Origin of the sequence: Lentzea alba, assembly GCF_047445655.1 — a bacterium.
GTDB classification, from domain to species: domain Bacteria; phylum Actinomycetota; class Actinomycetes; order Mycobacteriales; family Pseudonocardiaceae; genus Lentzea; species Lentzea alba_A.
In genome coordinates, this window is sequence record NZ_JAJAEG010000018.1 from 43,744 (window position 1) to 69,404 (window position 25,661).

At 68.3% G+C, this 25,661-nt stretch carries 26 protein-coding genes; 23 read left to right on the forward strand and 3 right to left on the reverse strand.

Annotated elements, in window-relative coordinates; genetic code table 11:
* Nucleotides 1–3 precede the first annotated feature (3 nt).
* From gcl to LFM09_RS28400, 6 genes are all read left to right on the forward strand, one after another.
* Nucleotides 4–1,719 carry a glyoxylate carboligase gene (gene gcl / locus LFM09_RS28375; RefSeq protein WP_414099616.1) on the forward strand — a complete coding sequence of 572 codons (1,716 nt, stop codon included), beginning with the start codon at nt 4–6 and terminating at the stop codon, nt 1,717–1,719.
* On the forward strand, nt 1,716–2,720 hold the full coding sequence (locus tag LFM09_RS28380; protein WP_414099617.1) for a glycerate kinase: 1,005 nt from the start codon (nt 1,716–1,718) through the stop codon (nt 2,718–2,720). The genes gcl and LFM09_RS28380 overlap by 4 nt, the downstream gene beginning before the upstream one ends.
* Nucleotides 2,721–2,725: 5 nt before the next feature.
* Complete coding sequence (gene allB / locus LFM09_RS28385) at nt 2,726–4,015, forward strand: allantoinase AllB (protein WP_414099618.1); 1,290 nt, start codon at nt 2,726–2,728, stop codon at nt 4,013–4,015.
* Nucleotides 4,012–5,004 carry an allantoicase gene (gene alc, locus LFM09_RS28390; RefSeq protein ID WP_414099619.1) on the forward strand — a complete coding sequence of 331 codons (993 nt, stop codon included), beginning with the start codon at nt 4,012–4,014 and terminating at the stop codon, nt 5,002–5,004. The genes allB and alc overlap by 4 nt, the downstream gene beginning before the upstream one ends.
* Nucleotides 5,005–5,119: 115 nt before the next feature.
* Nucleotides 5,120–6,628 carry an alpha/beta fold hydrolase gene (locus LFM09_RS28395; protein WP_414099620.1) on the forward strand — a complete coding sequence of 503 codons (1,509 nt, stop codon included), beginning with the start codon at nt 5,120–5,122 and terminating at the stop codon, nt 6,626–6,628.
* Nucleotides 6,629–6,686: 58 nt separating this feature from the next.
* Entirely contained in the window at nt 6,687–8,471 is a 1,785-nt protein-coding gene (locus LFM09_RS28400; RefSeq protein ID WP_414099621.1) for an FtsX-like permease family protein, read from the forward strand.
* On the opposite strand, the gene LFM09_RS28405 is transcribed toward LFM09_RS28400, so the two are convergent.
* Complete coding sequence (locus LFM09_RS28405; RefSeq protein ID WP_414099622.1) at nt 8,468–9,187, reverse strand: hypothetical protein; 720 nt, start codon at nt 9,185–9,187, stop codon at nt 8,468–8,470. The two genes, LFM09_RS28400 and LFM09_RS28405, sit on opposite strands and share 4 nt — an antisense overlap.
* Before the next feature lie 175 nt (nt 9,188–9,362).
* Between LFM09_RS28405 and LFM09_RS28410 the strand changes: the two genes are divergently transcribed.
* The 8 genes from LFM09_RS28410 (at nt 9,363) to LFM09_RS28445 (ending at nt 18,697) form a co-directional block, all read left to right on the forward strand.
* Entirely contained in the window at nt 9,363–10,706 is a 1,344-nt protein-coding gene (locus LFM09_RS28410; RefSeq protein ID WP_414099623.1) for an ammonium transporter, read from the forward strand.
* Nucleotides 10,703–11,041: a P-II family nitrogen regulator gene (locus LFM09_RS28415; RefSeq protein ID WP_414099624.1), complete on the forward strand. Its 339-nt coding sequence runs from the start codon at nt 10,703–10,705 to the stop codon at nt 11,039–11,041. Before LFM09_RS28410 ends, LFM09_RS28415 begins: the two co-directional genes overlap by 4 nt.
* Before the next feature lie 20 nt (nt 11,042–11,061).
* Entirely contained in the window at nt 11,062–13,386 is a 2,325-nt protein-coding gene (locus LFM09_RS28420; protein WP_414099625.1) for a [protein-PII] uridylyltransferase, read from the forward strand.
* A 246-nt stretch (nt 13,387–13,632) separates the two neighbouring features.
* Complete coding sequence (locus tag LFM09_RS28425; RefSeq protein ID WP_414099626.1) at nt 13,633–14,709, forward strand: hypothetical protein; 1,077 nt, start codon at nt 13,633–13,635, stop codon at nt 14,707–14,709.
* Between the two features lie 179 nt (nt 14,710–14,888).
* Nucleotides 14,889–15,449 (forward strand): AAA family ATPase, encoded by a 561-nt coding sequence (locus LFM09_RS28430; RefSeq protein ID WP_414099627.1) that lies wholly within the window; start codon nt 14,889–14,891, stop codon nt 15,447–15,449.
* The gene (locus LFM09_RS28435) at nt 15,446–16,066 is read left to right on the forward strand and encodes an HAD family hydrolase (protein ID WP_414099628.1); all 621 of its coding nucleotides are present in this window, start codon (nt 15,446–15,448) and stop codon (nt 16,064–16,066) included. Before LFM09_RS28430 ends, LFM09_RS28435 begins: the two co-directional genes overlap by 4 nt.
* A 10-nt stretch (nt 16,067–16,076) precedes the next feature.
* A complete protein-coding gene (gene ffh / locus LFM09_RS28440) occupies nt 16,077–17,639 on the forward strand; it encodes a signal recognition particle protein (protein WP_414099629.1) in 1,563 nt (520 codons plus the stop codon).
* A 2-nt stretch (nt 17,640–17,641) separates the two neighbouring features.
* On the forward strand, nt 17,642–18,697 hold the full coding sequence (locus LFM09_RS28445; RefSeq protein WP_414099630.1) for an amidohydrolase family protein: 1,056 nt from the start codon (nt 17,642–17,644) through the stop codon (nt 18,695–18,697).
* Here LFM09_RS28445 and LFM09_RS28450 read toward each other — a convergent pair.
* A complete protein-coding gene (locus LFM09_RS28450) occupies nt 18,694–19,170 on the reverse strand; it encodes a carboxymuconolactone decarboxylase family protein (protein ID WP_414099631.1) in 477 nt (158 codons plus the stop codon). The two genes, LFM09_RS28445 and LFM09_RS28450, sit on opposite strands and share 4 nt — an antisense overlap.
* A 114-nt stretch (nt 19,171–19,284) precedes the next feature.
* Between LFM09_RS28450 and LFM09_RS28455 the strand changes: the two genes are divergently transcribed.
* Nucleotides 19,285–20,160, forward strand: a complete 876-nt coding sequence (locus LFM09_RS28455) for an RNA polymerase sigma-70 factor (protein ID WP_414099632.1) — start codon at nt 19,285–19,287, stop codon at nt 20,158–20,160.
* A 3-nt stretch (nt 20,161–20,163) separates the two neighbouring features.
* Here the strand turns inward: LFM09_RS28455 and LFM09_RS28460 are convergent, their stop codons facing one another.
* Nucleotides 20,164–20,502 (reverse strand): HIT family protein, encoded by a 339-nt coding sequence (locus LFM09_RS28460; protein WP_414099634.1) that lies wholly within the window; start codon nt 20,500–20,502, stop codon nt 20,164–20,166.
* A 318-nt stretch (nt 20,503–20,820) separates the two neighbouring features.
* Here LFM09_RS28460 and LFM09_RS28465 point away from each other — a divergent pair, with 318 nt between their 5' ends.
* The 8 genes from LFM09_RS28465 (at nt 20,821) to lepB (ending at nt 25,661) form a co-directional block, all read left to right on the forward strand.
* Nucleotides 20,821–21,597, forward strand: coding sequence for a lysostaphin resistance A-like protein (locus tag LFM09_RS28465; protein WP_414099635.1), 777 nt, complete (start codon nt 20,821–20,823; stop codon nt 21,595–21,597).
* Complete coding sequence (locus LFM09_RS28470; RefSeq protein ID WP_414099636.1) at nt 21,597–22,328, forward strand: LamB/YcsF family protein; 732 nt, start codon at nt 21,597–21,599, stop codon at nt 22,326–22,328. Before LFM09_RS28465 ends, LFM09_RS28470 begins: the two co-directional genes overlap by 1 nt.
* 124 nt (nt 22,329–22,452) lie before the next feature.
* Nucleotides 22,453–22,896, forward strand: a complete 444-nt coding sequence (gene rpsP / locus LFM09_RS28475; RefSeq protein WP_086663382.1) for a 30S ribosomal protein S16 — start codon at nt 22,453–22,455, stop codon at nt 22,894–22,896.
* On the forward strand, nt 22,893–23,132 hold the full coding sequence (locus LFM09_RS28480) for an RNA-binding protein (RefSeq protein ID WP_030468017.1): 240 nt from the start codon (nt 22,893–22,895) through the stop codon (nt 23,130–23,132). The genes rpsP and LFM09_RS28480 overlap by 4 nt, the downstream gene beginning before the upstream one ends.
* A gap of 20 nt (nt 23,133–23,152) precedes the next feature.
* Nucleotides 23,153–23,668, forward strand: coding sequence for a ribosome maturation factor RimM (gene rimM, locus LFM09_RS28485; RefSeq protein ID WP_414099637.1), 516 nt, complete (start codon nt 23,153–23,155; stop codon nt 23,666–23,668).
* Nucleotides 23,658–24,404 carry a tRNA (guanosine(37)-N1)-methyltransferase TrmD gene (gene trmD / locus LFM09_RS28490; protein ID WP_414099638.1) on the forward strand — a complete coding sequence of 249 codons (747 nt, stop codon included), beginning with the start codon at nt 23,658–23,660 and terminating at the stop codon, nt 24,402–24,404. Before rimM ends, trmD begins: the two co-directional genes overlap by 11 nt.
* Nucleotides 24,405–24,557: 153 nt before the next feature.
* Nucleotides 24,558–24,917 (forward strand): 50S ribosomal protein L19, encoded by a 360-nt coding sequence (rplS, locus tag LFM09_RS28495; RefSeq protein WP_112261870.1) that lies wholly within the window; start codon nt 24,558–24,560, stop codon nt 24,915–24,917.
* A gap of 99 nt (nt 24,918–25,016) precedes the next feature.
* A complete protein-coding gene (gene lepB / locus LFM09_RS28500) occupies nt 25,017–25,661 on the forward strand; it encodes a signal peptidase I (RefSeq protein WP_414099639.1) in 645 nt (214 codons plus the stop codon).

Here is a 25,661-nt window from a genome sequence, read left to right on the forward strand (position 1 = left end):
CACATGCCGAAGATCCCAGTCATGCAAGCGGTCGTCGAGGTCCTCAAGTCCGAGGGCATCGACACCGTGTTCGGCTGCCCCGGCGCCGCGATCCTGCCGCTCTACAAGGCGATGGAGCAGGACGGCTCGATCGAGCACCTCATCGTGCGGCACGAGGAGGGCGCCACGCACATGGCCGACGGCTGGTCGCGCACGACCGGCAACGTCGGTGTCGCGATCGGCACGTCCGGCCCGGCCGGCACGAACATGATCACCGGCTTGTACACCGCGCAGGCCGACTCCGTGCCGATCCTGTGCATCACCGGCCAGGCCGCGGTGTCGAAGCTGCACCAGGAGGCGTTCCAGGCCGTCGACATCGTCTCGATCGCCGCACCCGTCACGAAGTGGGCGGTGCAGGTCAAGGAAGCCGCGCAGATGCCGTGGATCTTCCGCGAGGCGTTCCGGATCGCCCGCTCGGGCCGTCCTGGCCCGGTGCTGATCGACCTGCCGATCGACGTGCAGAAGCAGGAGATCGAGTGGGACTCGACCATCGACGAGCCGTTGCCGGTGGTGAAAAGCGCGCCCTCCGACGCACGGGTCGAACGGGCGCTGGAGATGCTGCTGGCCGCCGAACGCCCACTGCTGCTCGCCGGTGGCGGTGTCATCCTCGGCGAGGCGGCCACCGAGCTGCTGGACCTGGCTGAGTTCCTGCAGATCCCGATCCAGGCCACGCTGATGGGCAAGGGCGCGATCGACGAGGACCACCCGCTCTACGCGGGCATGACCGGCATCCAGACCTCGCAGCGCTACGGCAACGCGTCGTTCCTGGAGAGCGACCTGGTGCTGGCGCTGGGCGCACGGTTCGGCGACCGGCACACCGGCGACCTCGCGACCTACCGCGGCGACCGCAAGTTCATCCACGTCGACATCGAGCCGACCCAGATCGGCAAGGTGTTCGGACCGGACCTCGGCATCGTCGCCGACACCAAGCTCTTCCTGCAGGCCCTGCTTGAAAAGGCGAAGAAGCACGGGCCACGCGCGGCGGGCGAGTGGGTCGACCGCTGCCAGGAGCTCAAGCGGACGCTGTTGCGGCGCGAGGACTTCGACACCGTGCCGGTCAAGGCGCCGCGGGTGTTCAAGGAGATCAACGAGTTCTACGGCCCGGACACCTACTTCGTCACGGCCATCGGGCTCTACCAGATCTGGTCCGGCCAGCACCAGAAGGCGCACAAGCCGCGGCACTACCAGGTCTGCGGCCAGGCAGGCCCGCTCGGCTGGGAGATCCCGGCGGCCATCGGGGTCAAGAAGGCACTGCAACATTCAGATTTGGCGGACGCCGAGGTCGTGGGCATCGTCGGCGACTACTCGTTCCAGTTCCTGGTCGAGGAGCTCGCGGTCGGCGCACAGTACGACGTGCCGTTCGTGCTGATCATGCTGAACAACGAGTACCTGGGCCTGATCCGGATGGCCGAGGACCACGGTGGCTACGACATGAAGTACGAGGTCGACATCCACTACGACACCACGGGCTCGGACAACGTCAAGATCATGGAGGCCTACGGCTGCTCCGGCATCCGCGTGGCCGATCCGGGCGAGATCCGCAGCTCGCTGGAGTGGGCGCGGAAGGAAGCGGACCGCACGTCACGACCGGTCCTCGTCGAGATCATGATCGAACGCGAGGGCAACACGGCCAACGGCACGTCGATCGCCGCGATGAAGGAATTCGAGCCGCTGCCGTGAGTCACGTGATCGTTGCGCCGGACAAGTTCAAGGGATCGCTCACCGCCCCGCAGGTCGCTGCCGCCGTCGCGCGCGGCCTGCGGGAGGCGGCCCCGGACGTGGACGTGCGCCTCCTCCCGGTGGCAGACGGTGGCGACGGCACGGTCGACGCCGCCGTCGCCGCCGGGTTCCTGAAGGTCGGGCGCTGGGTCACCGGCCCGATCGGCAAGCCCGTGCCCGCGTCCTTCGCGGTTCGCGGCACCACCGCCGTGGTCGAGGTGGCCGCGGCGGCCGGGCTGACGTTGCTCGACCGGCCGGCACCGCTCGAAGCCACCAGCTACGGCGTCGGTGAGCTGCTGAAGGCGGCGCTCGACGTCGGCTGCACCACGATCGTGCTCGGGCTGGGCGGCAGTGCGTGCACGGACGGCGGCGCGGGGATGCTGGAGGCGCTCGGCAAGGCGTCGTTCGATGGCGTCGACCTCGTGCTGGCCTCGGACGTGGACAACCCGTTGCTCGGGCCGACCGGCGCGGCGGCGGTCTACGGGCCGCAGAAGGGTGCCTCACCCGACCAGGTCGAGATCCTCGAAGCCCGGCTCGAAGCGTTCTCCCAACGGATCGGCGTGGAGTACGCCTCACAGCCGGGAGCGGGTGCGGCCGGCGGGATCGGGTTCGCGGCGCTCGCGGTGCTGGGTGCCAGGTTCCGGCCAGGCATCGAGGTGGTGCTGGAACTGGTCGGGTTCGCCGAGGCGGTCCGCGACGCGCGTCTGGTGATCACAGGCGAAGGATCACTGGACGCGCAGACCCGGCACGGCAAAGCGCCGTTCGGCGTGGTCAGGGCCTCCGGTGACGTGCCGGTGGTCGCGGTGGCGGGCCAGTGCTCGGTCGCGCCGGGTGACCTGGGGTTGAAGGCCGCCTACGCGTTGCTGGACATCGAGCCCGATGTCACGCGGTGCATGGCTCAGGCCGAACCGCTCCTGGCCGAGCTCGGCGGTCGCATCGCCCGCGACTGGGTGTCAGAGTGAGGGACATGGACCTGGTGTTCCGCGCCCGCAGGGTCATCACCCCCCAGGGCGAGATCGCGTGCGACGTCGGTGTGGTCGACGGCCGGATCGTGGCCGTCGAACCGCACATCGACTCGCCGAACGTCGTGCACCTCGCCGACGACGAGGTGCTGCTGCCCGGTCTGGTCGACACCCACGTGCACGTCAACGACCCGGGCCGCAGCGAGTGGGAGGGCTTCGAGACGGCGACCCGCGCCGCCGCTGCCGGTGGCGTCACGACGATCATCGACATGCCGCTCAACAGCATTCCGCCGACGGTCGAGACCGCCGCGTTGGAGATCAAGCGCAAGGCCGCGGCCAACGTCAGCGTGGACGTCGGGTTCTGGGGCGGCATCATCCCCGGCAACCTGGCCGACCTGAAGCCGTTGCACGAGGCCGGCGTCTTCGGCTTCAAGTGCTTCCTGCTGCACTCGGGTGTGGACGAGTTCCCGGCCGTGACGAAGGCCGAGCTGGAAGCGGCACTGAGAGAACTGGCGACACTCAACGCGTTGACGATCGTGCACGCCGAGGACGCGCACACCGTCCGTGAGTCAGAACCTGACTACGCGGGCTTCCTCGCGTCACGACCGCGTGAGGCCGAGAACCGGGCGATCAGCGATGTCGTCGAGCTGACCCGCAAGACCGGCGCGCGCACGCACATCCTGCATCTCTCGTCGTCGGACGCTCTCTCGATCCTGGAAGCCGCGAAACGGGAGAGCCTGCCGATCACCGCGGAGACCTGCCCGCACTACCTCACGTTCACGGCGGAGGAGATCCACGACGGGCAGACGGAGTTCAAGTGCTGCCCGCCGATCCGCGAGGCGGAGAACCGCGAAACCCTCTGGTGGGGACTGCGGGAAGGTCTCATCGACCTCGTGGTGAGCGACCACTCGCCGAGCACGGTCGAGCTGAAGGAGGGCGACTTCGCCACGGCGTGGGGCGGCATCGCGTCGCTGCAACTCGGTCTGCCCGCGGTGTGGACGGGCGCCCGCCAACGCGACTTCCACCTCACCGACGTCGTCCGCTGGATGGCCACGCACCCGGCGCGGCAGGTCGGGCTGGAGACCAAGGGCGCCATTGAGGTCGGCAAGGACGCGGATCTCGTGGTGTTCGCGCCGGATCAGACTTTCGTGGTGGACAAGAACGCACTCCACCACCGCAACCCCGTCACGCCGTATCACGGGCGCGAGCTGTACGGCGTCGTGCGGCAGACGTGGTTGCGTGGCAAGGAAGTCAGCACAACGCAAGGCAAGTTGCTCAGACGAGGAGAAGCATGACGGAGTGGACTCGGCTGCCCGATCTCGCCTCACGTGCGGTCGGAGGTGGTGTGGTGTGGGCGAACGACGAGCTGTTCGCCGAGCGGGAGAACCTGATCAAGCCCGCCGAGCCGGTCTACCAGACCTACACCTTCGGTCACAAAGGGCAGATCTACGACGGCTGGGAGACCCGGCGCCGCCGTGAGGCCGGCGTCGACCAGGCGGTGATCCGGCTCGGGTTGCCCGGTGTCGTGCGCGGGATCGTCGTCGACACGGCGTTCTTCAAGGGCAACTACCCGCCGTTCTGCTGGGTCGAGGGCGCGAGCGTCGAGGGTTACCCGACCGCCGACGAGATCACCGAGTGGTTCCCGTTGGTCGAGCGGTCGGCGTTGAAGGGCGACGACAAGCACTTCTTCGACGTCGACGTGAGCCGCCGCGTCACGCACGTGCGGCTCACGATCGACCCGGACGGCGGCGTGGCCCGGCTGCGCGTGCACGGCGAACCGATCGCGGACCCGCGTCTGCTCGTCGGCGGCATCGACCTGGCCGCGTTGGAGAACGGCGCGGTCGTCACCGGCTGCAGCAACATGTTCTACAGCTCGCCCAACAACCTCATCGCCCCTGGTCAGGCCACGGTCATGGGCGAGGGCTGGGAGACCGCGCGCCGGCGTGACGACGGCAACGACTGGGTGTCCGTCCGGCTCGCCGCACCTGGCGTCGTGCAGCTCGTCGAGCTCGACACCAGCCACTTCAAGGGCAACGCTCCGGGCTGGGCGTCCGTCAGCGGTTGTGACGAGCGCAAGGACCCCGACGCCTGGTTCGACGTCCTTCCGCGAACGAGGCTGCAGCCCGACACGCGGCACCGGTTCGTCGTGGACGGTGCCGAGGCGACGCACGTCAGGCTCGACATCTATCCGGACGGCGGGATGGCAAGGCTCCGAGTGCTCGGAACCCCTACGAGTGACGGGCTAGCCCACCTGCACACGATGTGGGCCAAAACGACTAACTGATCGTGGTTGTCCGACCACGGTCTGATTCTGTTCCCTACCTCGGTTGGTTGTCTGCGTCACACGATCGGTGGAAGCGTTCCCTCTCGCAAGATCGGGGATCTACGGGAGGAAATCCATGCAACCGATGACGCGCGTCTTCGGGGTCGCGCTCGCGAGTTCTGCATTGGTACTGGGTATGTCACCGCTCGTGTCCGCAGCTCCGGAAGGGCAGCCGGAGTTCAAGGTCGGCGCGATCGACTGGAAGCCGTGTGCCGAGGTGCCGACCGTCGACTGCGGCTTCTTGGAGCTGCCGATCGACTACGCCAAGCCCAACGGCGAGAAGTTCCAGCTGGCCGTGTCGCGGAGAAAGGCGAACGACCAGGCGAACAAGATCGGCTCGATGGTCATCAACCCCGGTGGCCCCGGCGGTTCCGGCGTCGACTTCTCGTTCGGCGCCGACCGCTACTTCAGCAAGGAGATCGTCGACAAGTTCGACGTCATCGGGTTCGACCCGCGTGGTGTCGCGCGCAGCCAGCCGATCAAGTGCTCGGCCGACCTGATGCAGAAGGCGCCTTCGGACTACCCGAAGAACGCCGCCGAGTACGACCAGCTGGTCGCGTTCAACAAGGAGCTCCGGGCGGACTGCCGCAAGCAGTCCGGCGCGATCTTCGACCACGCCTCGACCGCCGAGGTGGCCCAGGACATCGACGCGATCCGTCGTGCGCTGGGTGAGAAGAAGATCAACTACTACGGCGTCTCGTACGGCACGATCATGGGCCAGCACTACGCGGAGCGGTACGGCAAGAACATCCGCGCCATGATCATCGACTCCAACATGGACCACAGCCTCGGCACGTGGAAGTTCCTCGAGACCGAGGCGCGTGGCGCGGAGGACATGTTCAACGAGTGGGTCAAGTGGAGCGACCGCACGCCGACGTCGCCCTTCTACGGCAAGGACCTCCGCAAGATCTGGAAGGACCTGCTCGCCAAGGCCGACCGCGGTGAGCTGAAGGACCAGAACGGCCGCGTGATCACCGCCGAGAACCTCGGCGCCAACGTGGTCGGCATGGGCTACGGCCCGGCCTTCAAGCCGTTCGCGGACTACATCGCGACGCTCGTCTCCGGTGCGCCGGTGGCCGCGAAGTTCGCCGAGGGCGAGACGTTCGAGAACCCGTTCGCGGGTGTCTTCTGCAACGACTACAACCTGCGCGTCAGCTCGTACGGCGAGTACAAGGCGCTCAACGCGATGGAGAACAAGGTCGCGCCGAACACGCGTGGCTCGTCGATCGGCCACGGCGCCATGATGGGCTGCGTCGGGTTCCCGAAGGCCACGAACCCGCAGCGGCCGCTGAAGATCAAGAACGCGCCGAAGATCCTGCTCACGAACGCGCGCTACGACACGGCGACCGTCTACGAGTGGGCCGTCAACGCGCACAAGCAGTCCCGTGACACCACCGTCTTCGTGACCTACGAAGGCTGGGGCCACGGCGTGTACGACCGCAGCGAGTGCACGCTCAAGATCAACAACGAGTACCTGGTCTCGCTGAAGCTGCCGCGCAACGGCACCACGTGTGCGGCGGTCGAGCCCTCGTCGCAGGCGCAGATCCAGTCGGCCAAGCCGAAGGTTCCGGCCGGCCCGTTCTAAAGTTCTAGCAGGTCGATGACTATACCCCCGGTGTATACGCCGGGGGTATAGTCCGTCCATGGCTGGCCTGTGGTGGCCTCGTGGGAAGGGTGCGTGGGCGCGTTTCGCGTTCACGGCCGCAGGCGTGGCCGTCGGCGTGACGGTTCTGATGCTCTGCCTCACGGCTCAGAGCGCGCTGCAGGGCCGTTCTGATCGTTCGGCGTGGCAGTACACCCGCGAGGACACGCCTGGTTCCGGCGACGTCATGTGGTTGACGGTCACCGACTACTTCCGCGGCGAGGAGATGCTGCGGATCCACGTCACCGACGTCGGTCCCGACTCGCCACAGCCTCCCGGCTTCTCGCTGCCCGGTCCCGGTGAAGTCGTTGCGTCACCGGCGATGCAGCGGTTGTTCGAGTCCACTCCGGACGATCAGCTCGACGATCGCTATCCCGGCCGCGTGGTCGGAGCTGTTCCGGTCGAGGTGCTGGCTCATCCGGATCAGCTCATCGCCGTCGTCGGCATGCAGGCGCCTGTTCCCGGGATGTTCAAGGTGTCCGGGATCGCGACCGAGCCTGATCACGCCTTCTTCGCGTTCGCGCGGGTCGTCCTGGGGATCGCGGCGCTGGTGCTGCTCGTTCCGGTCGTGGTGTTCGTGGCGATGGCGACGAGAATCGCTGCGGCACAACGGGAACGGCGCCTTGCGGCGTTGCGGCTGATCGGCGCCACCCGGACGCAGACCGCGTTGATCGCGGCGGCGGAGACCGGCATCGCGGCGATCGCGGGCACTCTGCTCGGCTGGCTCGCCTACGAGGGCGGACGCCGGTGGCTCGCCGCCGAGGCCACCTACCAGGGCTTCCACTTCCACGCGGCCGACGTGCGCGCGCCGTGGTTCGTGCTGATCCTGGTGCCGTTGCTCGCGGTCGCGGTGTCCGTGATCTCGCTGCACCAGGTCAACATCGGCCCGCTCGGGATCGTCCGGCGGATCGCCTCGAGGCCGCCGACGGCGTTGCGCGTCCTGCCGCTGGCAGTCGGGCTGGGCGGGCTGTTCGTCGTCACCTACACGTCGTCGGCCGGTTTCGACGAGCTGACTTCGTTGTTCGTGATCGCGACGTTGGTGGGTGTCGCGATCGTTGGGCCGTGGGTGTGCTTGCAGGTCGGGCGGTTGCTGGCGCGTGCTTCCAGTGCGACCGCGGTGCTGGCCGCCCGCCGGATCGAGCACGACCCGAAGGCGTCGTTCCGCGCGGCGAGTGCGCTGGTGTTCGCGGCCTTCGCGGCGACCTATCTGAGCGGCATGGTCAGCGCGTACGGCGACCAGCCAGGCACCGGCACCGAACCCGGCGTCGTGACCGTGTTCGACAGCCGTGACCGCGACATCATCAGCAACGGCACGGTTGAGGACGAGGAACGCATCCGCACCCGCGAGGCCGTCGCCTCACCGCGGGCGATCATCAACACCCGCCGCGAGTTCGTGCTGCGCGAACAACGGTTCTGGGACGACGTCGAGTCCGCGGTCCACTTCGCCATCGCCGCAGTGGTGGTGGTCGCGGCGTGCGGTGTCGCGGCCGGCGCGGTGGGAGGCGTGATCGAACGGCGCCGCTCGTTCGCGTTGCTGCGGGCGGCCGGGACCACGCTCGGGCAGCTGCGGAAGGTCGTGTTGCTGGAGACCGGGGTGCCGTTGGTGGCGATGACCGGGCTCGGGGTGGCGCTGGGCGTGGTCACGTTGTTCGCGACGAAGGGGCCGCTGCCGACGCTCGGGTTCGCGGCGGTGGTCGCTAGCGGGCTGGTGGTGGCGTTGCTGATCGCCGCGTTGCCGCTGACCGTGCTCAACAACGCTTCTGGGTACAGCGAGGTGCGCCGCTAACAGCGTTCGCCCACACGCCACTTCCGGTCGCACCACGTCCAGTGCCCCGTGACGTCGGCAGGCCGGGGTTCGATGATCAGACTCCATGCCGCCGGCCGGCTGATGGTGTAGTCGCTGTTGCCGTCGAGCGTGTAGTCGAGCCGGACGCTCAGGTCGACGGCATCCGTGCCGTTCAGCTCGATCTCGATGTCCTGCCGGTACCCGTCGGCGGGCACCGGGAGCGGCCAAGGGCCCTCCACGGGGAACCGCGCGCCCTCCCGAGACTCGACCTGCACGCGGGTCGCGGGAGCGGCGGCGGTGCCGGCGCAGTGGTACAGGTACGCCGGGTTCCTGGTCGGTGCGTAGGTGCGGGCGACGTGCACCTCGACGGCCTTGATCACGAGCTGCTGGTTCGGGTGCGGCCGGACTTCGAGGGTGACCCTGGCGCGTCCGGTGTGCTGGACGGCGACCAGCGCGTTCAACGGATCGGTACAGGTCCCCGTGTCGTTGACGATCCCGCTCGTGACCTGCTGGCCTCGCGAGACGACGCCGAACCCGTTCGCGGTCACGACCTTGGCCTCCAGAACCTGGGGCTCCGTCCACGTGGTCGGTGCGTAGGTGGTCTCTGGAAGTGAGGACGAAGGCGAGGGCTTGGGGAACAGGTTCGACATCAACCACACGTAAGCACCGAACGCCGAAAGGGCGACGACCAGCAACACGATCGCGAGCGCGCGCATCTGCCGACGGTAACCAGTCCGGCGCCGTGAGGTGGCCGAATCGAGACCGTGAACGCCGCGAAACGCAGACGTAACACGTCCAGGTCGTCAGTTCACCTCCGCGAAACGTTCCACGTAAGCGGGTGAAACAGGACATCCCGATGCTCCCTGCAACCGACGTGCAGTGGAGGTCGAAGTGGATACAGGGGACACCGCCTGGGTGCTCACCAGCGCCGCCTTGGTGCTGCTGATGACGCCGGGCCTTGCCTTCTTCTACGGAGGTATGGTCCGTTCGAAGAGCGTGCTCAACATGATGATGATGAGCCTGGGCGCGATGGCCGTGGTCGGTGTCCTGTGGGTGCTGTTCGGGTACTCGGCGGCATTCGGCGCGGACATCGGTGCGGGCCTGCTGGGCAAGCCGTTCGAGTTCTTCGGCCTCGACGGGCTGCTGGCCGCCGACTCGTTGTCGGGCAAGATCCCGAGCACCGTGTTCGTGGCGTTCCAGGCCATGTTCGCGATCATCACGGTCGCGCTGATCTCCGGCGCCATCGCCGACCGCGCGCGGTTCGGCCCGTGGCTGCTGTTCGCGGGTCTGTGGGCGACGATCGTGTACTTCCCGGTCGCGCACTGGGTCTTCGACTTCGACGGCAAGGACGCTGACGGCAACGTCATCGACCCCGGTGGCTGGATCGCCAACAAGCTCCTCGCGATCGACTTCGCCGGTGGTACCGCGGTGCACATCAACGCCGGTGCGGCTGGTCTCGCGCTCGCGATCGTGCTCGGCAAGCGCGTCGGCTGGCCGAAGGAGCCCATGAAGCCGCACAGCCTGCCGCTGGTCGTGCTCGGCGCCGGCCTGCTGTGGTTCGGCTGGTTCGGGTTCAACGCCGGTTCGGCGCTCGGTGCGAACGGCCTCGCCGGTGTCACGTTCATCAACACCCTGGTCGCCACCTGCGCCGCGATGCTCGGCTGGCTGCTCACGGAGCGCATCCGTGACGGCAAGGCCACCACGCTCGGTGCCGCGTCCGGTGTCATCGCCGGTCTGGTCGCGATCACGCCCGCCTGTTCCTCGGTCACCCCGGTCGGCGCCATCGCGATCGGCGCGATCACCGGTGTCCTCTGCGCCCTCGCGGTGTCGCTCAAGTACCGCCTCGGCTACGACGACTCGCTCGACGTCGTCGGCGTGCACCTCGTCGGTGGTCTGTCCGGCACGATCCTGATCGGTCTGTTCGCCAGCGAGGCGGCTCCGGCCAAGATCAACGGTCTCTTCTACGGCGGCGGTGTCGACCAGCTGTGGCGCCAGGCCGTCGGTGCGTTCGCGGTCCTCGGCTACTCGTTCGTGCTGAGCCTGCTGCTCGGTTACCTGGTGAAGTTCACCGTCGGGTTCCGCGCGTCTGAGGAGGCCGAGGTCGCCTCGATCGACGAAGCTGAGCACGCTGAGCGCGCCTACGAGTACGGCAGCCTCACCAGTGCGCGTGGTACCGGCAAGCCGAGCGTGACCGCGGGCGCGACTGCGGTCCTTGAGGGGAGCAACAAGAAATGAAGCTGGTCACCGCGATCATCAAGCCGTTCACGCTCGACGACGTGAAGAGCTCCCTGGAACAGCTCGGGGTGCTGGGCATGACCGTCAGCGAGGTGCAGGGCTACGGCCGCCAGAAGGGCCACACCGAGGTCTACCGCGGTGCCGAGTACTCGGTGGACTTCGTGCCCAAGATCAAGATCGAGGTCGTCGTCGACGACAACCAGGTCGACAAGGTGCTGGACGCGGTGGTCGAGGCCGCCCGCACCGGGAAGATCGGCGACGGCAAGGTCTGGGTCACTCCGGTCGACGCAGTGGTGCGGGTCCGCACGGGCGAACGTGGATCGGATGCTCTGTAAATAACTGAAGGAGACGGTCCGTGGAGAACAACGAAACGGCCGTCGTCACGGCTGACGACCTGGTGCGAGCGCGCGAAAGGCTGCTCGCACCAGGTCGTCGTCGCTTGGCCGCCGAACCTTTGCGCGAGGCACTCGTGGACCTGCACGAGTTCTGGTTGACCAAACACGCGGGGGGAGCGGGGATATCCGGATCGGGTATCGCGCTCGTGGCGGTCGGCGGGCTGGGGCGGCGTGAGCTCGTGCCCTACTCCGACCTCGACCTTGTGCTGGTGCACAACGGCGTCAAGAACATCGACGAGATCGCCGAGAAGCTCTGGTATCCGCTGTGGAACTCCGGGATCGGGCTCGACCACTCCGTCCGCACGGTCGGGGAGGCCTTGCGCGTCGCGGCCGGCGATCTGCGGACCGCGTTGGGGCTGCTGGACATCCGGCACGTCGCCGGTGACCTGGAGGTCACCCAGAAGCTCGCGGACGGCGCGCGGCAGGCGTGGCGCGGCAACGTGCGCAACCGGCTGGACGAGATCGCCGAGTCGTCGCAGAAGCGCTGGGCCCGTGGTGGCGAGATCGCGCACCGCGTCGAACCCGACCTGAAGCACGGACGCGGTGGCCTGCGGGACCTCACGATCCTGGACGCGCTGTCGGTCGCGCAGCTCGTGGACCGGCCGTCGGCTGACGTCGCCGAGGCTCGCAAGCTGCTGTTGGACGTCCGGACCGAACTTCGCCGGGTGGCTCGTAAGCCTCGGGATGTGCTGCGGGCGCAGGACGGTGACGAGGTGGCTTCGGCGTTGGGCCTGGCCGATCGGTTCGCTTTGGCCCGTTCACTTTCTTCTGCCGCACGCACGGTCGTCTACGCGTTCGACGTTGCACTTAGGACGGCTCGGGCTGCGGCACCTAAGCGCGGGCTCGGCGCGTTCTTGCGCGGGCAGCCGCCGCGCAGACCGTTGGACGAAGGCGTTGTGCTGCACGGGTCTGAGGTCTCTCTGGCCCGTGACGCGGTTCCCAGCCGTGATCCCGCGTTGTTGTTGCGCGTCGCCACGGCGGCGGCGCGTTCGAAGCATCCGATCGCGACCGGCACGTTGTCCCGGCTCGCGGACTCGGCACCGGAGCTGCGCCAGCCGTGGCCGCGCGAGGCCCGCGAGGAGCTGCTGGCGTTGCTGGGCAGCGGTAGTGGGCTCGTGGACGTCGTGGAAGCGTTGGACCGCACGGACCTGTGGGGCCGGCTGTTCCCCGAGTGGGGTGCGGTGCGGGACCTGCCGCCGCGCGACGCCGCGCACATGTGGACGGTCGACCGGCATCTGGTGCAGACGGTCGCGCACGCCGCCCGGCTGGCCACGACGGTCTCGCGGCCGGACCTGTTGCTGCTGGGCGCGTTGATCCACGACATCGGCAAGGGCCGGCCGCAGGACCACTCCGAGGTGGGGGCGGCGCTGGCGACCCAGATCGGTGAGCGGATCGGGCTGTGGCCGCAGGACGTCGAGACGCTCTCGATGATGGTCCGGCACCACCTGCTGCTGCCGCACACCGCGACTCGGCGTGACGTCGAGGACGAGGCCACTGTCCACCGGGTGGTGGAGACGCTCGGTGGCGACACCGTGCTGCTCGAACTGCTGTACGCCTTGTCGGAGGCCGATTCTCTGGCGACCGGGCCGGGCGTGTGGACGGACTGGAAGGCTGCTCTGCTGGCCGATCTGGTCAAGCGGTGCCGCAAGGCGATGGCCGGGGAGCCGTTGCCCAAACAGGAGCCGCTCGATCCTTCGTTCATCGCGATGGCGGAACGTGTTGCGGCGTCGGGGAAACCGGACGTGCTGCTGGACAAGCAGGACCACGCGGCAGTCGTGACGGTGCTCGCGCCGGACCGGCCGGGCATGTTGTCCAAGGCGGCCGGCGTGCTGGCCTTGAACTCGCTGGAGGTGCACGCGGCGACGTTGCGCTCGCACGGCGGTGCGACGGTGGACGCGTTCACGGTGTCGCCGCGGTTCGGTTCGCTGCCGGACGCGACGTTGCTGCGCGAACAGCTGTCGAGGGCGATCGAGGGCTCGCTGCCGTTGGCGGACAAGCTCGCCGCGAAGGAACGCGACTACGGCGGCCCGCCGCTCGACCCGCCGCCCGCGAAGGTGCTGTGGTTCGACGACGAGGCGACCGGCGCAGTGGTGCTGGAGCTGCGTGCGGCCGACCGGATCGGACTGCTGCACCGGGTCGCCGGCGCGTTGGAGCAGTGCGGGGTGGATGTGCAGTGGGCGCGCGTGTCCACGTTGGGCGCGACCGTCGTCGACTCGTTCAGCATCACCGGCACCGACCTGGATCGGCGGCGGATCGAACGGGCCGTGCTGGAGGCGGCTAGGTAGGAGTTGAGTAGCTCTACGCACAACCTCCTGGGGTGCTCACGCTCCTGTGCGGTTCCGGAACCCGGCAGTCTTTGTCCTGTCCGGAAAGCGTCCTCGAGGGGTGGAACACTTTCTGGACGGGCAGGCCCGGCCGGGGCAGGCTGACGGTGATCATTCGCGGCGCCGGGGGAGGCACCGTGCAATCCCCGCCGTCCGCAGCTCCGGCCGGTGTTTCCCCTTGCGCGCCAAAGGCTTGGGAGGGCCTCAGTGCGCAGATCCGTTCTAGTGCTGTCCGCCGTGCTGGCGTTGGGCGTGGTCACACCCGCTCACGCCGGTCCCGGTCTCGTGAAGCTGGGTCCGCTGCCCGGTGATCTCGGCAGTCGACCCGTGGCGTTGAACGACGCAGGTGAGGCCGCCGGGGTGTCCGTCGGCAGCGGCGCCCAGCACGCCGTGCGGTGGAGCAGGGACGGCAAGGTCACCCAGTTGCCTGATCTCGGCAGCGGTGACTCCTCGGTGTCCGACCTGAACAACAGCGGCACTGTCGTCGGTGGAGCCGGTGGGCGCGCGGTGCAGTGGGACGGCGACCAGGTCACGGTGCTGGCCACACCGCCGGGTGTCACCGCGACCCGTGCGTGGGCGATCAGCGAAACCGGTGTCGTCGTCGGTGACGCGGTCGTCGGTCAGGAACGTCGTGCGGTGAAGTGGGTCGGCAACAAGCTCACCGTGCTGGCCACGCTGCCGGGAGCCTGGACGATCAACGCGTCGCAGGTGAACGACCGCGGATTCATCGCCGGCACCGCCACGTTCGCGGACAACAGCGTCCACGTGGTGCGCTGGGACCCGCGCGGTCGTGTGTCGGACCTCGGCACGTTCGGCGGGTTCACCGAGGTCAGGGCGATCAACGCAAGCGGTGTGGTCGTCGGGTCGTCTGTCGAGCCGGTGACCACGCAGACGCGGGCGTTCCGCAGCAACGGTGGCCGGATCGAGGCGCTCAACGGCGGGGACGCGCACGCGTACGACATCAACGACTTCGGCTACGTCGTCGGCGATGTCGAGACGAAGCAGCCGCGTCGGGTGCCGGCGGCCTGGGAGGCGGACGGGGCGAGCGTTCCGCTGCAGGAGGCACCGGGAACCGACGAGCGGGCCAGCCGGGTGTGGTCGGTCAACAACGCCGGTGTCGCGGTCGGGGAGTCGCGCGGCGTGCCGGTGCGGTGGGTCGAGGGCGATACGAAACCCGTTGTGCTGCCGGGTGGTTCGGGGTCTGCCGTGCAGGTCAACCGGTCCGGGTTGATCGCGGGGACCGTGCAGGAGGGCGGTTACCCGCAAGCGGTTCTCTGGCGCTGACCACGTTGCGGGCGTCCCGTACACCTCGGATGCCGGGAACTCCGCGCGGGCCGTGATCTGGGACACCTCCGGCACGCGGACGCCGCTGCCCGGGCCGTCGTGTGGCGGTGATCGCTGTGCATTTGGTGTGAAAACGGACCAAACTGAACGAGAAGGATGGTCAGAACGTCTTCTAGGACATGACCGCCGTGTTGAACACGCAGACCACCGCAGTCCGAGTGCAGCCGCGCTCACTCGTCGTCCTCGCCGGGATTCCCGGCGCGGGCAAGACGACGCTGCTCACGCGCCTGGACGCGGATGAACCGGTCACCGTGCTCGACTCCGACCAAGTGCGCATGTGGCTGGAGCCGCGTGTGCCGCTGCCGTACAAGTACTGGCGCGTGTTCGTGCACCTCACGCACCGTCTGAGGGTGTTCTGGGCGGCGTTGTTCTCGACCGGCCTGCTGGTCGTGCACGAGCCGTCCACCCGTCCCGGTACGCGTTTCATGCTCGTGCTCGCCGGTCTGCTGTCGGGGCGTCAACGTCACTTCCTGTGGCTCGACGCCTCGGCGGCGCAGGCCCTGGACGGCCAGATCGCCCGCCGGCGGGTCGTGCGGGCCCATGCCTTCGAACGTCACGTCCGCCGTGGTTCGTCGATGCGCGCGCAGTTCGAGGCGGGCTGGGTGCCCTTCGGGTTCGCGAGCGTGACGCTGCTCACCCGTGCGGGAACCTCGGGTGGTCTGCGCATCATGGTGTCGTGATCAAGGCTGTCGTCTTCGACTTCGCAGGCACCCTGTTCGGGCGTCCTACCTCTCGATGGCTGTCGCCGCCGCATCTCTCCGTGCTGCGTGCGCCGGCGCCTTACATCGCACGGATGAACGCGGCCGAACGTGCCGTGTGGGACGCACGCGATCTGACGGCGCTGGCGAACCGGTCGGCTTACTGGACGTTGTTCCGGCTGGCGGGGCTGACCATGCCGGACTCGCTGTTCCAGCGGCTGCACGACCCGGCGTTCTGGCTGCCGTACTCCGATGCTGCTTCGGCGCTGGCTGCCGTTCGGCCGTTGAAGGTCGGAGTGCTCTCGAACATCTCGTGGGACATCCGGCCGGTGTTCGCTCGCGAGTCGTTGGCTGTCGACGCCTTCGCGTTGTCGTACGAGATCGGCTTCTCGAAACCTTCCATCCGGGCGTTCGACGCGGCCTGCGTCCGGCTCGACGTTGCTCCGGACGAGTGTCTGTACGTGGGCGACGATCCGGTGTCGGACGGGGCCGCGGTGGCCGCCGGACTGCGGTTCGCGCAGATCTCCACAGCTCCGGTCGGGAGGCGGCCGCCGGTGCTGCTGGAGGCCTTGGCCCGCTACGGGATAGCGGTTAGCTAGTCTGGGAGGCGTGTTCTCCACGCTTTCCGACCGGCTGACCACCGTCCTTCAGGGCCTTCGCGGCAAGGGCAGGCTCAGCGACGCCGACATCGACGCGACCGCGCGCGAGATCAGGGTCGCCCTGCTCGAGGCCGACGTCGCGCTGCCCGTCGTGCGCGGCTTCATCGGCAAGGTGAAGGAGCGCGCCAAGGGCTCCGAGGTCCACCAGGCGCTGAACCCGGCGCAGCAGGTCGTGAAGATCGTCAACGAGGAACTGGTCAACGTCCTCGGTGGCGAGACGCGCCGGCTCAACCTGGCCAAGAACCCGCCGTCGGTGATCATGCTGGCGGGTCTGCAGGGTGCCGGTAAGACGACGCTCGCCGGCAAGCTGGCCAAGTGGCTGAAGAGCCAGGGCCACACGCCGCTGCTCGTCGCGGCCGACCTCCAGCGCCCGAACGCGGTGACGCAGCTCCAGGTCGTCGGTGAGCGCGCGGGCGTGCCCGTGTTCGCTCCCGAGCCGGGCAACGGCGTCGGCGACCCGGTCGCGGTGTCGCGCCGCGGCATCGAGGAAGCCAAGGCCAAGCAGCACGACATCGTTCTCGTCGACACGGCCGGTCGGCTGGGTGTCGACGAGGAGATGATGAAGCAGGCCATCGACATCCGGGCCGCGGTCAACCCGGACGAGGTCCTGTTCGTGGTCGACGCGATGGTCGGTCAGGACGCGGTCAACACGGCCACGGCGTTCCGCGACGGCGTCGGCTTCACCGGTGTGGTGCTGACCAAGCTCGACGGTGACGCGCGCGGTGGTGCGGCGCTGTCCGTTCGCGAGGTCACCGGCCAGCCGATCCTCTTCGCGTCCAACGGCGAGAAGCTCGAGGACTTCGACGTCTTCCACCCGGACCGGATGGCCTCGCGCATCCTGGGCATGGGCGACGTCCTGACGTTGATCGAGCAGGCCGAGCAGCACTTCGACCAGGAGCAGGCCGAGAAGGCCGCGCAGAAGCTGCACACCGGTCAGCTGACGCTCGAGGACTTCCTGGAGCAGATGCTCGCGATCCGCAAGATGGGCCCGATCGCGAACCTGCTCGGCATGCTCCCCGGCGCCGGTCAGATGAAGGACCAGCTGGCGATGCTGGACGAGAAGCACCTCGACCGCATCCAGGCGATCATCCGCGGCATGACCCCGGCCGAGCGCGACGACCCCAAGATGATCAACGCCTCGCGGCGGCTGCGCATCGCGAACGGTTCGGGCGTCAAGGTCAGCGACGTCAACGACCTGGTCAACCGCTTCTTCGAGGCCCGCAAGATGATGGCCTCGATGGCCGGCCGGATGGGCTTCGGCGGCGGTGGCGGCAGCAAGAACCGCAAGGGCAAGAAGGGGAAGAAGGGCAAGGGCGGACGCGGCCCGACGCCCCCGAAGATCAAGGGCGGCTTCCCCGGGATGTTCCCCGGCGGCATGCCCGGTGGTCTTCCCGGCGGGATGCCCGGAATGCCTCCTGGTGGCGGGCTGCCGAACCTCGGCGGCTTGAACGAGCTCCCGCCCGGATTCGACCCGTCGAAGTTCAAGTTCGACGGGGACGACAAGAAGAAGTGACCATGCACCTGCGCGGCGTCGTCCTGCCTGATGGCGAGCCGCGAGACCTGTGGGTCGTCAACGGCCGTGTTCGCACCCAGCCGGTGCCGGGCGCGACGACCGTTGTCGACGGCGGGTTCCTGGTCCCGGGCCTGGTCGACGCGCACTGCCACGTCGGCCTGGGCCCGCAGGGTGGCGTCGAACTGCCCGAGGCCGTCGAACAGGCGGTGACGGACCGCGACGCGGGCACGTTGCTGATCCGCGACTGCGGTTCGCCGATCGACACCACGCCGCTGCAGGAGCGTCTGGACCTGCCGCGGATCATCCGCGCGGGCAAGCACATCGCCCGGCCGAAGCGCTACATCCCGTACATCAGCGTCGAGGTCGAGAACGACCTGGTGTCGGCGGTGGCCGAGCAGGCCGCGCAGGGCGACGGCTGGGTCAAGCTCGTCGGCGACTGGATCGACCGCGGCGAGGGAGATCTCGCTCCACTGTGGACGGACGCCGAGCTGGCCGACGCGATCAAGGTCGCGCACGACGCCGGTGCGCGCGTGACGGCCCACGTGTTCGGCGAGGACGCGTTGCCCGGCCTGATCAACGCGGGCATCGACTGCATCGAGCACGGCACCGGCCTGACCGACGACACGATCTCGCTGATGGCCTCACGAGGCACCGCGCTGGTGCCCACGCTGATCAACATCGAGACGTTCCCCGGCATCGCGGACAAGGCCAGCAAGTACCCGAAGTACGCGGACCACATGCGCGCGTTGCACGCCCGCGTCTCGACCACCGTGGCGTCGGCGATCGAGGCGGGCGTGCCGGTCTACGCGGGCACCGACGCGGGCGGCGGCATCCGGCACGGCCGCATCGTCGACGAGATCGCCGCACTGCACCGCGTGGGCATGAGCCCGGTCGACGCCATCGGCGCCGCGTCGTGGAACGCCCGTTCGTGGCTCGGCTTCCCGTCGCTGACCGAGGGCGCGGCCGCGGACATCGTGGTCTACGACGAGGATCCCCGCCTCGACCTCGACGTCCTGCGGTCGCCGCGCATGATCATGCTCAGGGGCCGGATCCACTAGGCGTGCTGGGCGAGCGCGCCGACCTCGTACGACCCGCCCTTCTGGTGCGTGATCACGGCCATCCGGTTGGCGGCGTTGATCAGCCCGACCAGGCACACGAGCGCGGCCGTCTGCTCGTCGTCGTAGTGCTTGCGCACGTTCGCCCAGGTCTCGTCGCTCACGCCCTCACGCGTGAGCACGGTGCCTTCTTCGGCGAACGCCAGCGCGGCCTGCTCGGCCTCGGTGAACACGGTGGTCTCGCGCCACCCGGCCACCAGGTGCAACCGCAGCGGGTCCTCACCGGCCGCCACGGCTTCCTTGACGTGCATGTCGAGGCAGAAGCCGCAGCCGTTGAGCTGGCTGGCCCGCAGGCTGACGAGCTCGGCCACGATCGTCGGCAGCGGCGCCTGGTGCACCGCCTGGCCCAGCCCGGCGAACCGCTTCGCGAGCTTGGCGCCGGTCTCGGTGGCGAAGAGGTTGAAGCGCGGTTCCATTGGGGTTCCTCCCTCGTGGGCTTGCTTGACGACCACGAGACGCCGGCGCCGCTTTCCGTGTGACTGTGATCCAGCCCACTGTCACAAACCGCTTTTGGCTGGTGTCTTGTGACCATGGATGCCGCCACCGATGCGTTCGTCAGCCACCGCAACCTGCTCTTCACGATCGCCTACGAGATGCTCGGCTCCGCCGCCGACGCCGAGGACGTGCTGCAGGAGACGTGGCTGCGCTGGGCCGGCGTGGACCACGGCACCGTCGAGAACTCGCGCGCCTACCTGGTCCGCATCGTCACCCGCCAAGCTCTCTCACGGCTGCGCACCCTGGGCCGCCGCAAGGAGTCCTACGTCGGCTCCTGGCTCCCCGAACCCCTGCTGACCACCCCGGACGTGGCCGAGGACGTCGAACTGGCCGACAGCGTCTCGATGGCGATGATGCTGGTCCTCGAAACCCTCACCCCGACCGAACGCGCGGTCTTCGTCCTGCGTGAGGTCTTCGACCTGGACTACGACGAGATTGCTACGGCCGTCGACAAGAACGCCACCGCAGTCCGCCAGATCGCCCACCGCGCCCGCTCCCACGTGGCCTCCCGCCGCCCTCGCGGCACGGTCTCCCAGGACCAGACCCGCGACGCCCTGGCAGCGTTCCAGCGCGCCACCGAAACGGGTGACCTGCAAGGCCTGCTCGACCTCCTCGCGCCGGACGTCGTGCTCCTCGGCGACGGCGGCGGCGTGAAGCAGGCCGTCCCACGCCCGATCGTCGGCGCGGACAAGGTCGCCCGCCTGCTGCTCGGCGGCCTGCTCAAGGTCACCGGCTGGACGATGGAACCGGCCAGCGCCAACGGTCACCCCGCGTTGATCGTCAGGTTCGACGGCGAGCTCGACACCGTGATCGCTCTCCGCATCGACGACGGACTGATCAGCGGGCTCTACGCCGTGCGCAACCCCGAGAAGCTCTCGCACATGCAGCAGGAGACGACTCTGCGCCGTTAGCCGTCAGCGCGCCACGAACCTCGCGACGCCCTCACCGACCGCGATGTGCCAGTGCAGGTGCTTGTTGTGCTGCTCGTTGCCCAGCGTCGTGAGCACCTGGCACCCGCCGTGCTGATCAACGACCTGCGCCGCGACCTCCTGCACCGTGGCCAGCAGTTCCGCGGCCAGATCGGAGTCGAGGTCCAGCAACGACGAGACGTGCCGGGTGGGGATCACGATGACGTGGTCGGTGCCGAAGCCGGGAATCGGTGGCCGGAACGCCAGCGTGTGCTCGGTCCGGGCGAGTACCTCCACCTGCACGTTGCCCGGGATGACCTCATCGCAGTACCAGTCCGGCCCCATGCCCACGACGCTGGCCGCCGAGGTTCGTAGCAGGTTTAGTCGCAGGTCCCTGGCGCCGATCCCGTTAGCCAGGAGAGGACATCCGCCGGGGACCCGATCTGACCATCTTTTGGCCAGATGCTTGGCCCGGTTTCCGTCGGTGCCGCACAGTAGCCTCGGATTGCGGGGGCAGCTGATCGCCCCACTCCACTCGTATCGCGAGGCACCGACCGAGCATCGGTGCTTCAGAAGCCGTCGATCGCGAGGTGAGCTGATCATGAGAGTGTCACAGACCGCTACACAGCCGCAGGTAGCCGTGGCGTGACTAGATTGCAGAGCGTGAGTGAGCCGGAGTCCCTGAAGCCGAAGCGAGGCTTCCTCGAGAGCGTGCGGGACATCAGCCGCAACCCGGAGCCCGAGCGGGTCGGCCAGCGCTGGGGGTTCGGCGCGTTTCTACTCGTAGAGGCCATCTTCATCCTCAGCGCCGTCTTCATCACGGCCATCGCCACCCAACTGGGCGTCAGCCTCGTCAACTCGGTGACGTTCGTGCTGATCGGCTCGATCGTCCCCACGGTGCTCGCAGCCGCCGCAGCCCTGGTGATCACGTATGTGCGCGGCAACGGCCCGAAGATCGACCTCCGTTTCAGCATGACCAAGGAAGACGTGGCCACGGGCCTGAAGCTGGGCATCCTCGGCCTCGTCCTGACCTACTCCGCCGCCACGATCTGGGCGAAGCTCGTCGGCGAGGAGAACGCCACCAGCGCCGTCGGCGACCTCCTGACCGGCGCGAACCTGCCGATCGCCGCCGCGATCACGATGTTCCTCTACGTCAGCCTCATCGGGCCGGTGTGCGAGGAGATCATCTACCGCGGCCTGCTGTGGGGCGCCGTCGAACGCCAGGGCTGGAGCCGCTGGGCCGCGTTCGGGCTGACGACGGTGGTGTTCGCGATCGGCCACTTCGAGCCGCTCCGCACGTCGCTGCTGCTCGTGATCGCCATCCCGATCGGCATCGCCCGCCTGATCACGCGACGGCTCGGAGCGAGCATCGTGGCGCACGTGATGAACAACTTCCTGCCCGGTCTCACCCTCCTGCTCGTGTCCGTCGGGGTCATGTGATGGACCTGAACAGCGACCTCGGCGAGGGCTTCGGCATCTGGAAACTCGGCGACGACACCGCCCTGCTGGGCATCATCACCAGCGCGAACGTCGCGTGCGGCTTCCACGCCGGCGACCCCAGGACCATGCGCCAGGTCTGCGAGGAAGCAGCCAAGAACAACGTCAAGATCGGCGCCCAGGTCAGCTACCGCGACCTGGCGGGCTTCGGCCGGCGGTTCATCGACGCCGATCCGATCGAACTCGCCGACGAGGTCCTGTACCAAATCGGCGCACTAGACGCGTGCGCACGAGCGGCAGGCACCGAGGTCGTGTACGTGAAGCCGCACGGCGCCCTCTACAACGCCACGGTGCACCACGAGAAGCAGGCAGAAGCCGTGGTCAACGGCGCCAAGGCGTTCAAGGACCTGCCGATCCTCGGCCTCCCCGGCTCCCAACTGCTCGAAAAGGCCGAGAAGGCCGGGCTGAGGCCGGTCCAGGAGGCGTTCGCGGACCGCGGCTACACCCCGGAAGGCACGCTGGTCCCGCGCAGCCGGCCAGACGCCCTGATCACGGACCCCGCGAAGATCATCGAACGCGCCACCAGACTGCTGGCCGGCGAGATCGTCGCGGTGGACGGCAGCATCATCAAAACGAGCGCGGAGTCGTTGTGCGTGCACGGTGACACGCCCGGAGCGGTGGAGCACGCGCGTGCCGTGAAAGAGGCGCTGGGCGTGGTCCGGTCGTTCACGTAAGCCCCCGATTCGGAGGCACTGGCTCCCATCTGGCACAATTGCGCGCTGTCCGTCGTGGTCGGCCCCTCTGCCCGGGCCACGACTGTGCGAACCACCAACACAGAGTTCGAGGAGTACCAGGCCAATGGCCGTCAAGATCAAGCTTCAGCGTCTCGGCAAGATCCGCCAGCCGTACTACCGCATCGTGGTCGCCGACGCGCGCACCCGTCGCGACGGCAAGGCCATCGAGACGATCGGCAAGTACCACCCGAAGGAAGAGCCGTCGTTCATCGCGGTCGACTCCGAGCGTGCGCAGTACTGGCTGGGTGTCGGCGCGCAGCCGACCGAGTCGGTCCAGCGTCTGCTGGAGATCACCGGTGACTGGCAGAAGTTCAAGGGCCTGCCGGGCGCCGAGGGCACCCTGAAGGTCAAGGAGCCGAAGCCGTCGAAGGCCGACCTGTTCGCCGCCGCGCTCGCCGCCGCGAACGAGGAGCCGATGACCGAGGCCACCACGCCGAAGGCGAAGAAGGCCAAGAAGGCCGACGACGCCCCCAAGGCTGACGCCGAGGCGCCCAAGGACGAGGCGTGAGTTTGTTGGCTGACGCCCTCGAACACCTCGTTCGCGGCATCGTCGACCACCCGGACGACGTCCGGGTGAACCTCGTCACGACCCGCCGCGGCCGCACCCTCGAGGTCCACGTCCACCCGGACGACCTCGGCAAGGTGATCGGTCGTGGCGGTCGCACCGCGACGGCTCTGCGCACCGTGATGGCCGGTATCGGCGGTCGTGGTGTGCGGGTCGACGTCGTCGACACCGACCGCTGAGCGAAGTTTCAAAAGGGCAAATGGACGTCGTTGTCGGCCGTGTGGCCAAGGCGCACGGGATCACCGGCGAACTCGCCGTTGACGTGCGCACTGACTCTCCCGAGCTGCGTTTCGCGATCGGGTCGACGATGCAGGCCAAGCTGCGTGACGGCACGTCTCGAAGCCTCACCGTGACAGCCGCCCGGCCTCATGCCGGGCGGCTGCTCGTGCGTTTCGAGGAAGTCGTGACGCGTGACGTCGCGGAGTCGTTGCGCGGCACGTTGTTGCTGGGCAGCACCGACGACCTGCCGCCGACCGACGACCCCGACGAGTTCTACGACCACGAGCTCGAAGGGCTCTCGGCCGAACTCGTCGACGGCACGAAGATCGGCACGGTCAAGGAGATCCTGCACGGTCCCGGTGGCGAGCTGCTCGTGGTCATCCGTGACAGCGGGGAAGCGCTGATTCCGTTCGTGCGCGAGATCGTGCCCACTGTGGACGTTCGCGGCGGCCGTGTCGTGATCGACCCGCCAGAGGGCCTGCTCGATGCAGATTGACGTCGTCACGATCTTCCCGGAGTACCTGGCGCCGTTGCGTGCCGCGTTGCTCGGGAAGGCGATCGACAAGGGTCTGATCAGCGTCGGCGTCCACGACCTGCGGGACTGGACGCAGGACGTGCACAAGGCCGTCGACGACAGCCCGTACGGCGGTGGGCCCGGCATGGTCATGAAGGCCGACATCTGGGGCCCTGCTCTGGATGACGTGTGCACGGACGAGACGCGTCTCATCGTGCCGACGCCGGCCGGACGCCCGTTCACGCAAGCGGTCGCGCACGAGTACGCGAGCGAGTCGCATCTCGTGTTCGCGTGCGGTCGCTACGAGGGCATCGACCAGCGTGTTGTCGATGACGCTCGTCGGCGCGTGCGGGTCGATGAGGTGTCGATCGGCGACTACGTGCTGGTCGGCGGCGAGGTGGCGGTGCTCGCGATCGTGGAAGCGGTCGCACGACTGCTGCCCGGCGTGCTCGGCAACCCGAAGTCGCACGCCGAGGACTCGTTCCAGGACGGGCTGCTCGAAGGCCCGAGCTACACGCGGCCGGAGGTGTGGCGCGAGCTCGCCGTCCCGGACGTGCTGCGTTCGGGCAACCACAAGCTGATCAACCGCTGGCGGCGTGACCAATCGCTCGTGAGGACGTTCGAAAGGCGTCCTGACCTGCTGGAAGCGTTGCCGGAGGACTCGTTCGACAAGCACGACCGGGCCCTGCTCGCGCGCCTGCGCGAGGGCGACGAGTAGCCCGATTTCATTCCGGAGTACCTGGTCTGGCACACTGGACCAGTTGCCGCAGCCGGTTGTCCTATCGGCATGCGCACCAAGCCGACCCCCATCATGTCGTGCACAGTCATGGAACATGCTCTGGGGAGTTCACAGACACACGTGAGGACCACGATGAACATCCTGGACGCACTCGACGCCCAGTCGCTGCGCTCTGACATCCCGGCTTTCCGCGCGGGTGACACGCTGAAGGTTCACGTCCGCGTCATCGAGGGCTCGCGCGAGCGCGTCCAGGTGTTCCAGGGCGTCGTGATCCGTCGCCAGGGCGGCGGCATCCGCGAGACCTTCACGGTCCGCAAGGTCTCCTTCGGTGTCGGCGTCGAGCGCACCTTCCCGGTGCACTCCCCGAACATCTCCGAGATCGAGGTCGTCACCCGCGGTGACGTGCGTCGCGCCAAGCTGTACTACCTGCGCGACCTGCGCGGCAAGGCTGCGAAGATCAAGGAGAAGCGCGAGGCCAAGCCGGTCTCCTGATCGGTGGCTTCGAGCCCAGAAGACTTCGAGGACGCCTCCGCACCGGATGAACCGGAGCGGAGGCGCACTCCTGTCTGGAGAGAAATTCTCTACGTCGTCGTGACGGCCGTCGTGCTGACGGTGCTGATCCAGGCGTTCGTGGCGCGGGTCTACGTGATCCCCTCGGCGTCGATGGAGCGCACGTTGCACGGCTGCACGGGGTGCGAGAACGACCGCGTGCTCGTCGACAAGCTCACGTACCGGTTCAGCGACATCGAGCCGGGCGAGGTCGTGGTGTTCCGCGGTCCCGAGGCGTGGACGACGAACGACTTCCGCGCCGCGCCGTCGACGAACCCCGTTGCGCGCGTTGTGCAGAACATCGGTTCGTTGCTGGGCCTGGCGCCCGCGAACGAGCGTGACTTCGTCAAGCGCGTCATCGCGCTGCCCGGCCAGACCGTGATGTGCTGCGATGAGCAACACCGTCTTGTCGTGGACGGCAAACCGCTCGATGAGCCCTATGTGTACTGGCAGCCCGGAAGTTCGTCGGCGAACCACGAGCCGTTCGCTCCTGTGCGCGTGCCGGAGGGGCGGCTGTTCGTCATGGGGGACAACCGGATGAACTCCACGGATTCCCGCAAACAGGGCGGCGGGGGCGTAGCGGGCACGATCCCGATCGAGAACGTCATCGGGAAGGCGCGGTACGTCGTTTTCCCGAAAGATCGGTGGAGTGTTGTGTCCGATCACAACCCGCAGCCCCTAGGCTGA

Coding starts and splice junctions, on each gene's coding strand:
- trmD (WP_414099638.1), top strand. CDS start 23,658: ATGCAGATTGACGTCGTCACGATCTTCCCGGAGTACCTGGCGCCGTTG.
- LFM09_RS28400 (WP_414099621.1), top strand. CDS start 6,687: ATGGCTGGCCTGTGGTGGCCTCGTGGGAAGGGTGCGTGGGCGCGTTTC.
- alc (WP_414099619.1), top strand. CDS start 4,012: ATGACGGAGTGGACTCGGCTGCCCGATCTCGCCTCACGTGCGGTCGGA.
- LFM09_RS28445 (WP_414099630.1), top strand. CDS start 17,642: ATGCACCTGCGCGGCGTCGTCCTGCCTGATGGCGAGCCGCGAGACCTG.
- rimM (WP_414099637.1), top strand. CDS start 23,153: ATGGACGTCGTTGTCGGCCGTGTGGCCAAGGCGCACGGGATCACCGGC.
- rplS (WP_112261870.1), top strand. CDS start 24,558: ATGAACATCCTGGACGCACTCGACGCCCAGTCGCTGCGCTCTGACATC.
- LFM09_RS28395 (WP_414099620.1), top strand. CDS start 5,120: ATGCAACCGATGACGCGCGTCTTCGGGGTCGCGCTCGCGAGTTCTGCA.
- gcl (WP_414099616.1), top strand. CDS start 4: ATGCCGAAGATCCCAGTCATGCAAGCGGTCGTCGAGGTCCTCAAGTCC.
- LFM09_RS28455 (WP_414099632.1), top strand. CDS start 19,285: ATGGATGCCGCCACCGATGCGTTCGTCAGCCACCGCAACCTGCTCTTC.
- LFM09_RS28415 (WP_414099624.1), top strand. CDS start 10,703: ATGAAGCTGGTCACCGCGATCATCAAGCCGTTCACGCTCGACGACGTG.
- LFM09_RS28460 (WP_414099634.1), bottom strand. CDS start 20,502: ATGGGGCCGGACTGGTACTGCGATGAGGTCATCCCGGGCAACGTGCAG.
- LFM09_RS28450 (WP_414099631.1), bottom strand. CDS start 19,170: ATGGAACCGCGCTTCAACCTCTTCGCCACCGAGACCGGCGCCAAGCTC.
- LFM09_RS28430 (WP_414099627.1), top strand. CDS start 14,889: ATGACCGCCGTGTTGAACACGCAGACCACCGCAGTCCGAGTGCAGCCG.
- allB (WP_414099618.1), top strand. CDS start 2,726: ATGGACCTGGTGTTCCGCGCCCGCAGGGTCATCACCCCCCAGGGCGAG.
- rpsP (WP_086663382.1), top strand. CDS start 22,453: ATGGCCGTCAAGATCAAGCTTCAGCGTCTCGGCAAGATCCGCCAGCCG.
- LFM09_RS28405 (WP_414099622.1), bottom strand. CDS start 9,187: ATGCGCGCGCTCGCGATCGTGTTGCTGGTCGTCGCCCTTTCGGCGTTC.
- LFM09_RS28470 (WP_414099636.1), top strand. CDS start 21,597: ATGGACCTGAACAGCGACCTCGGCGAGGGCTTCGGCATCTGGAAACTC.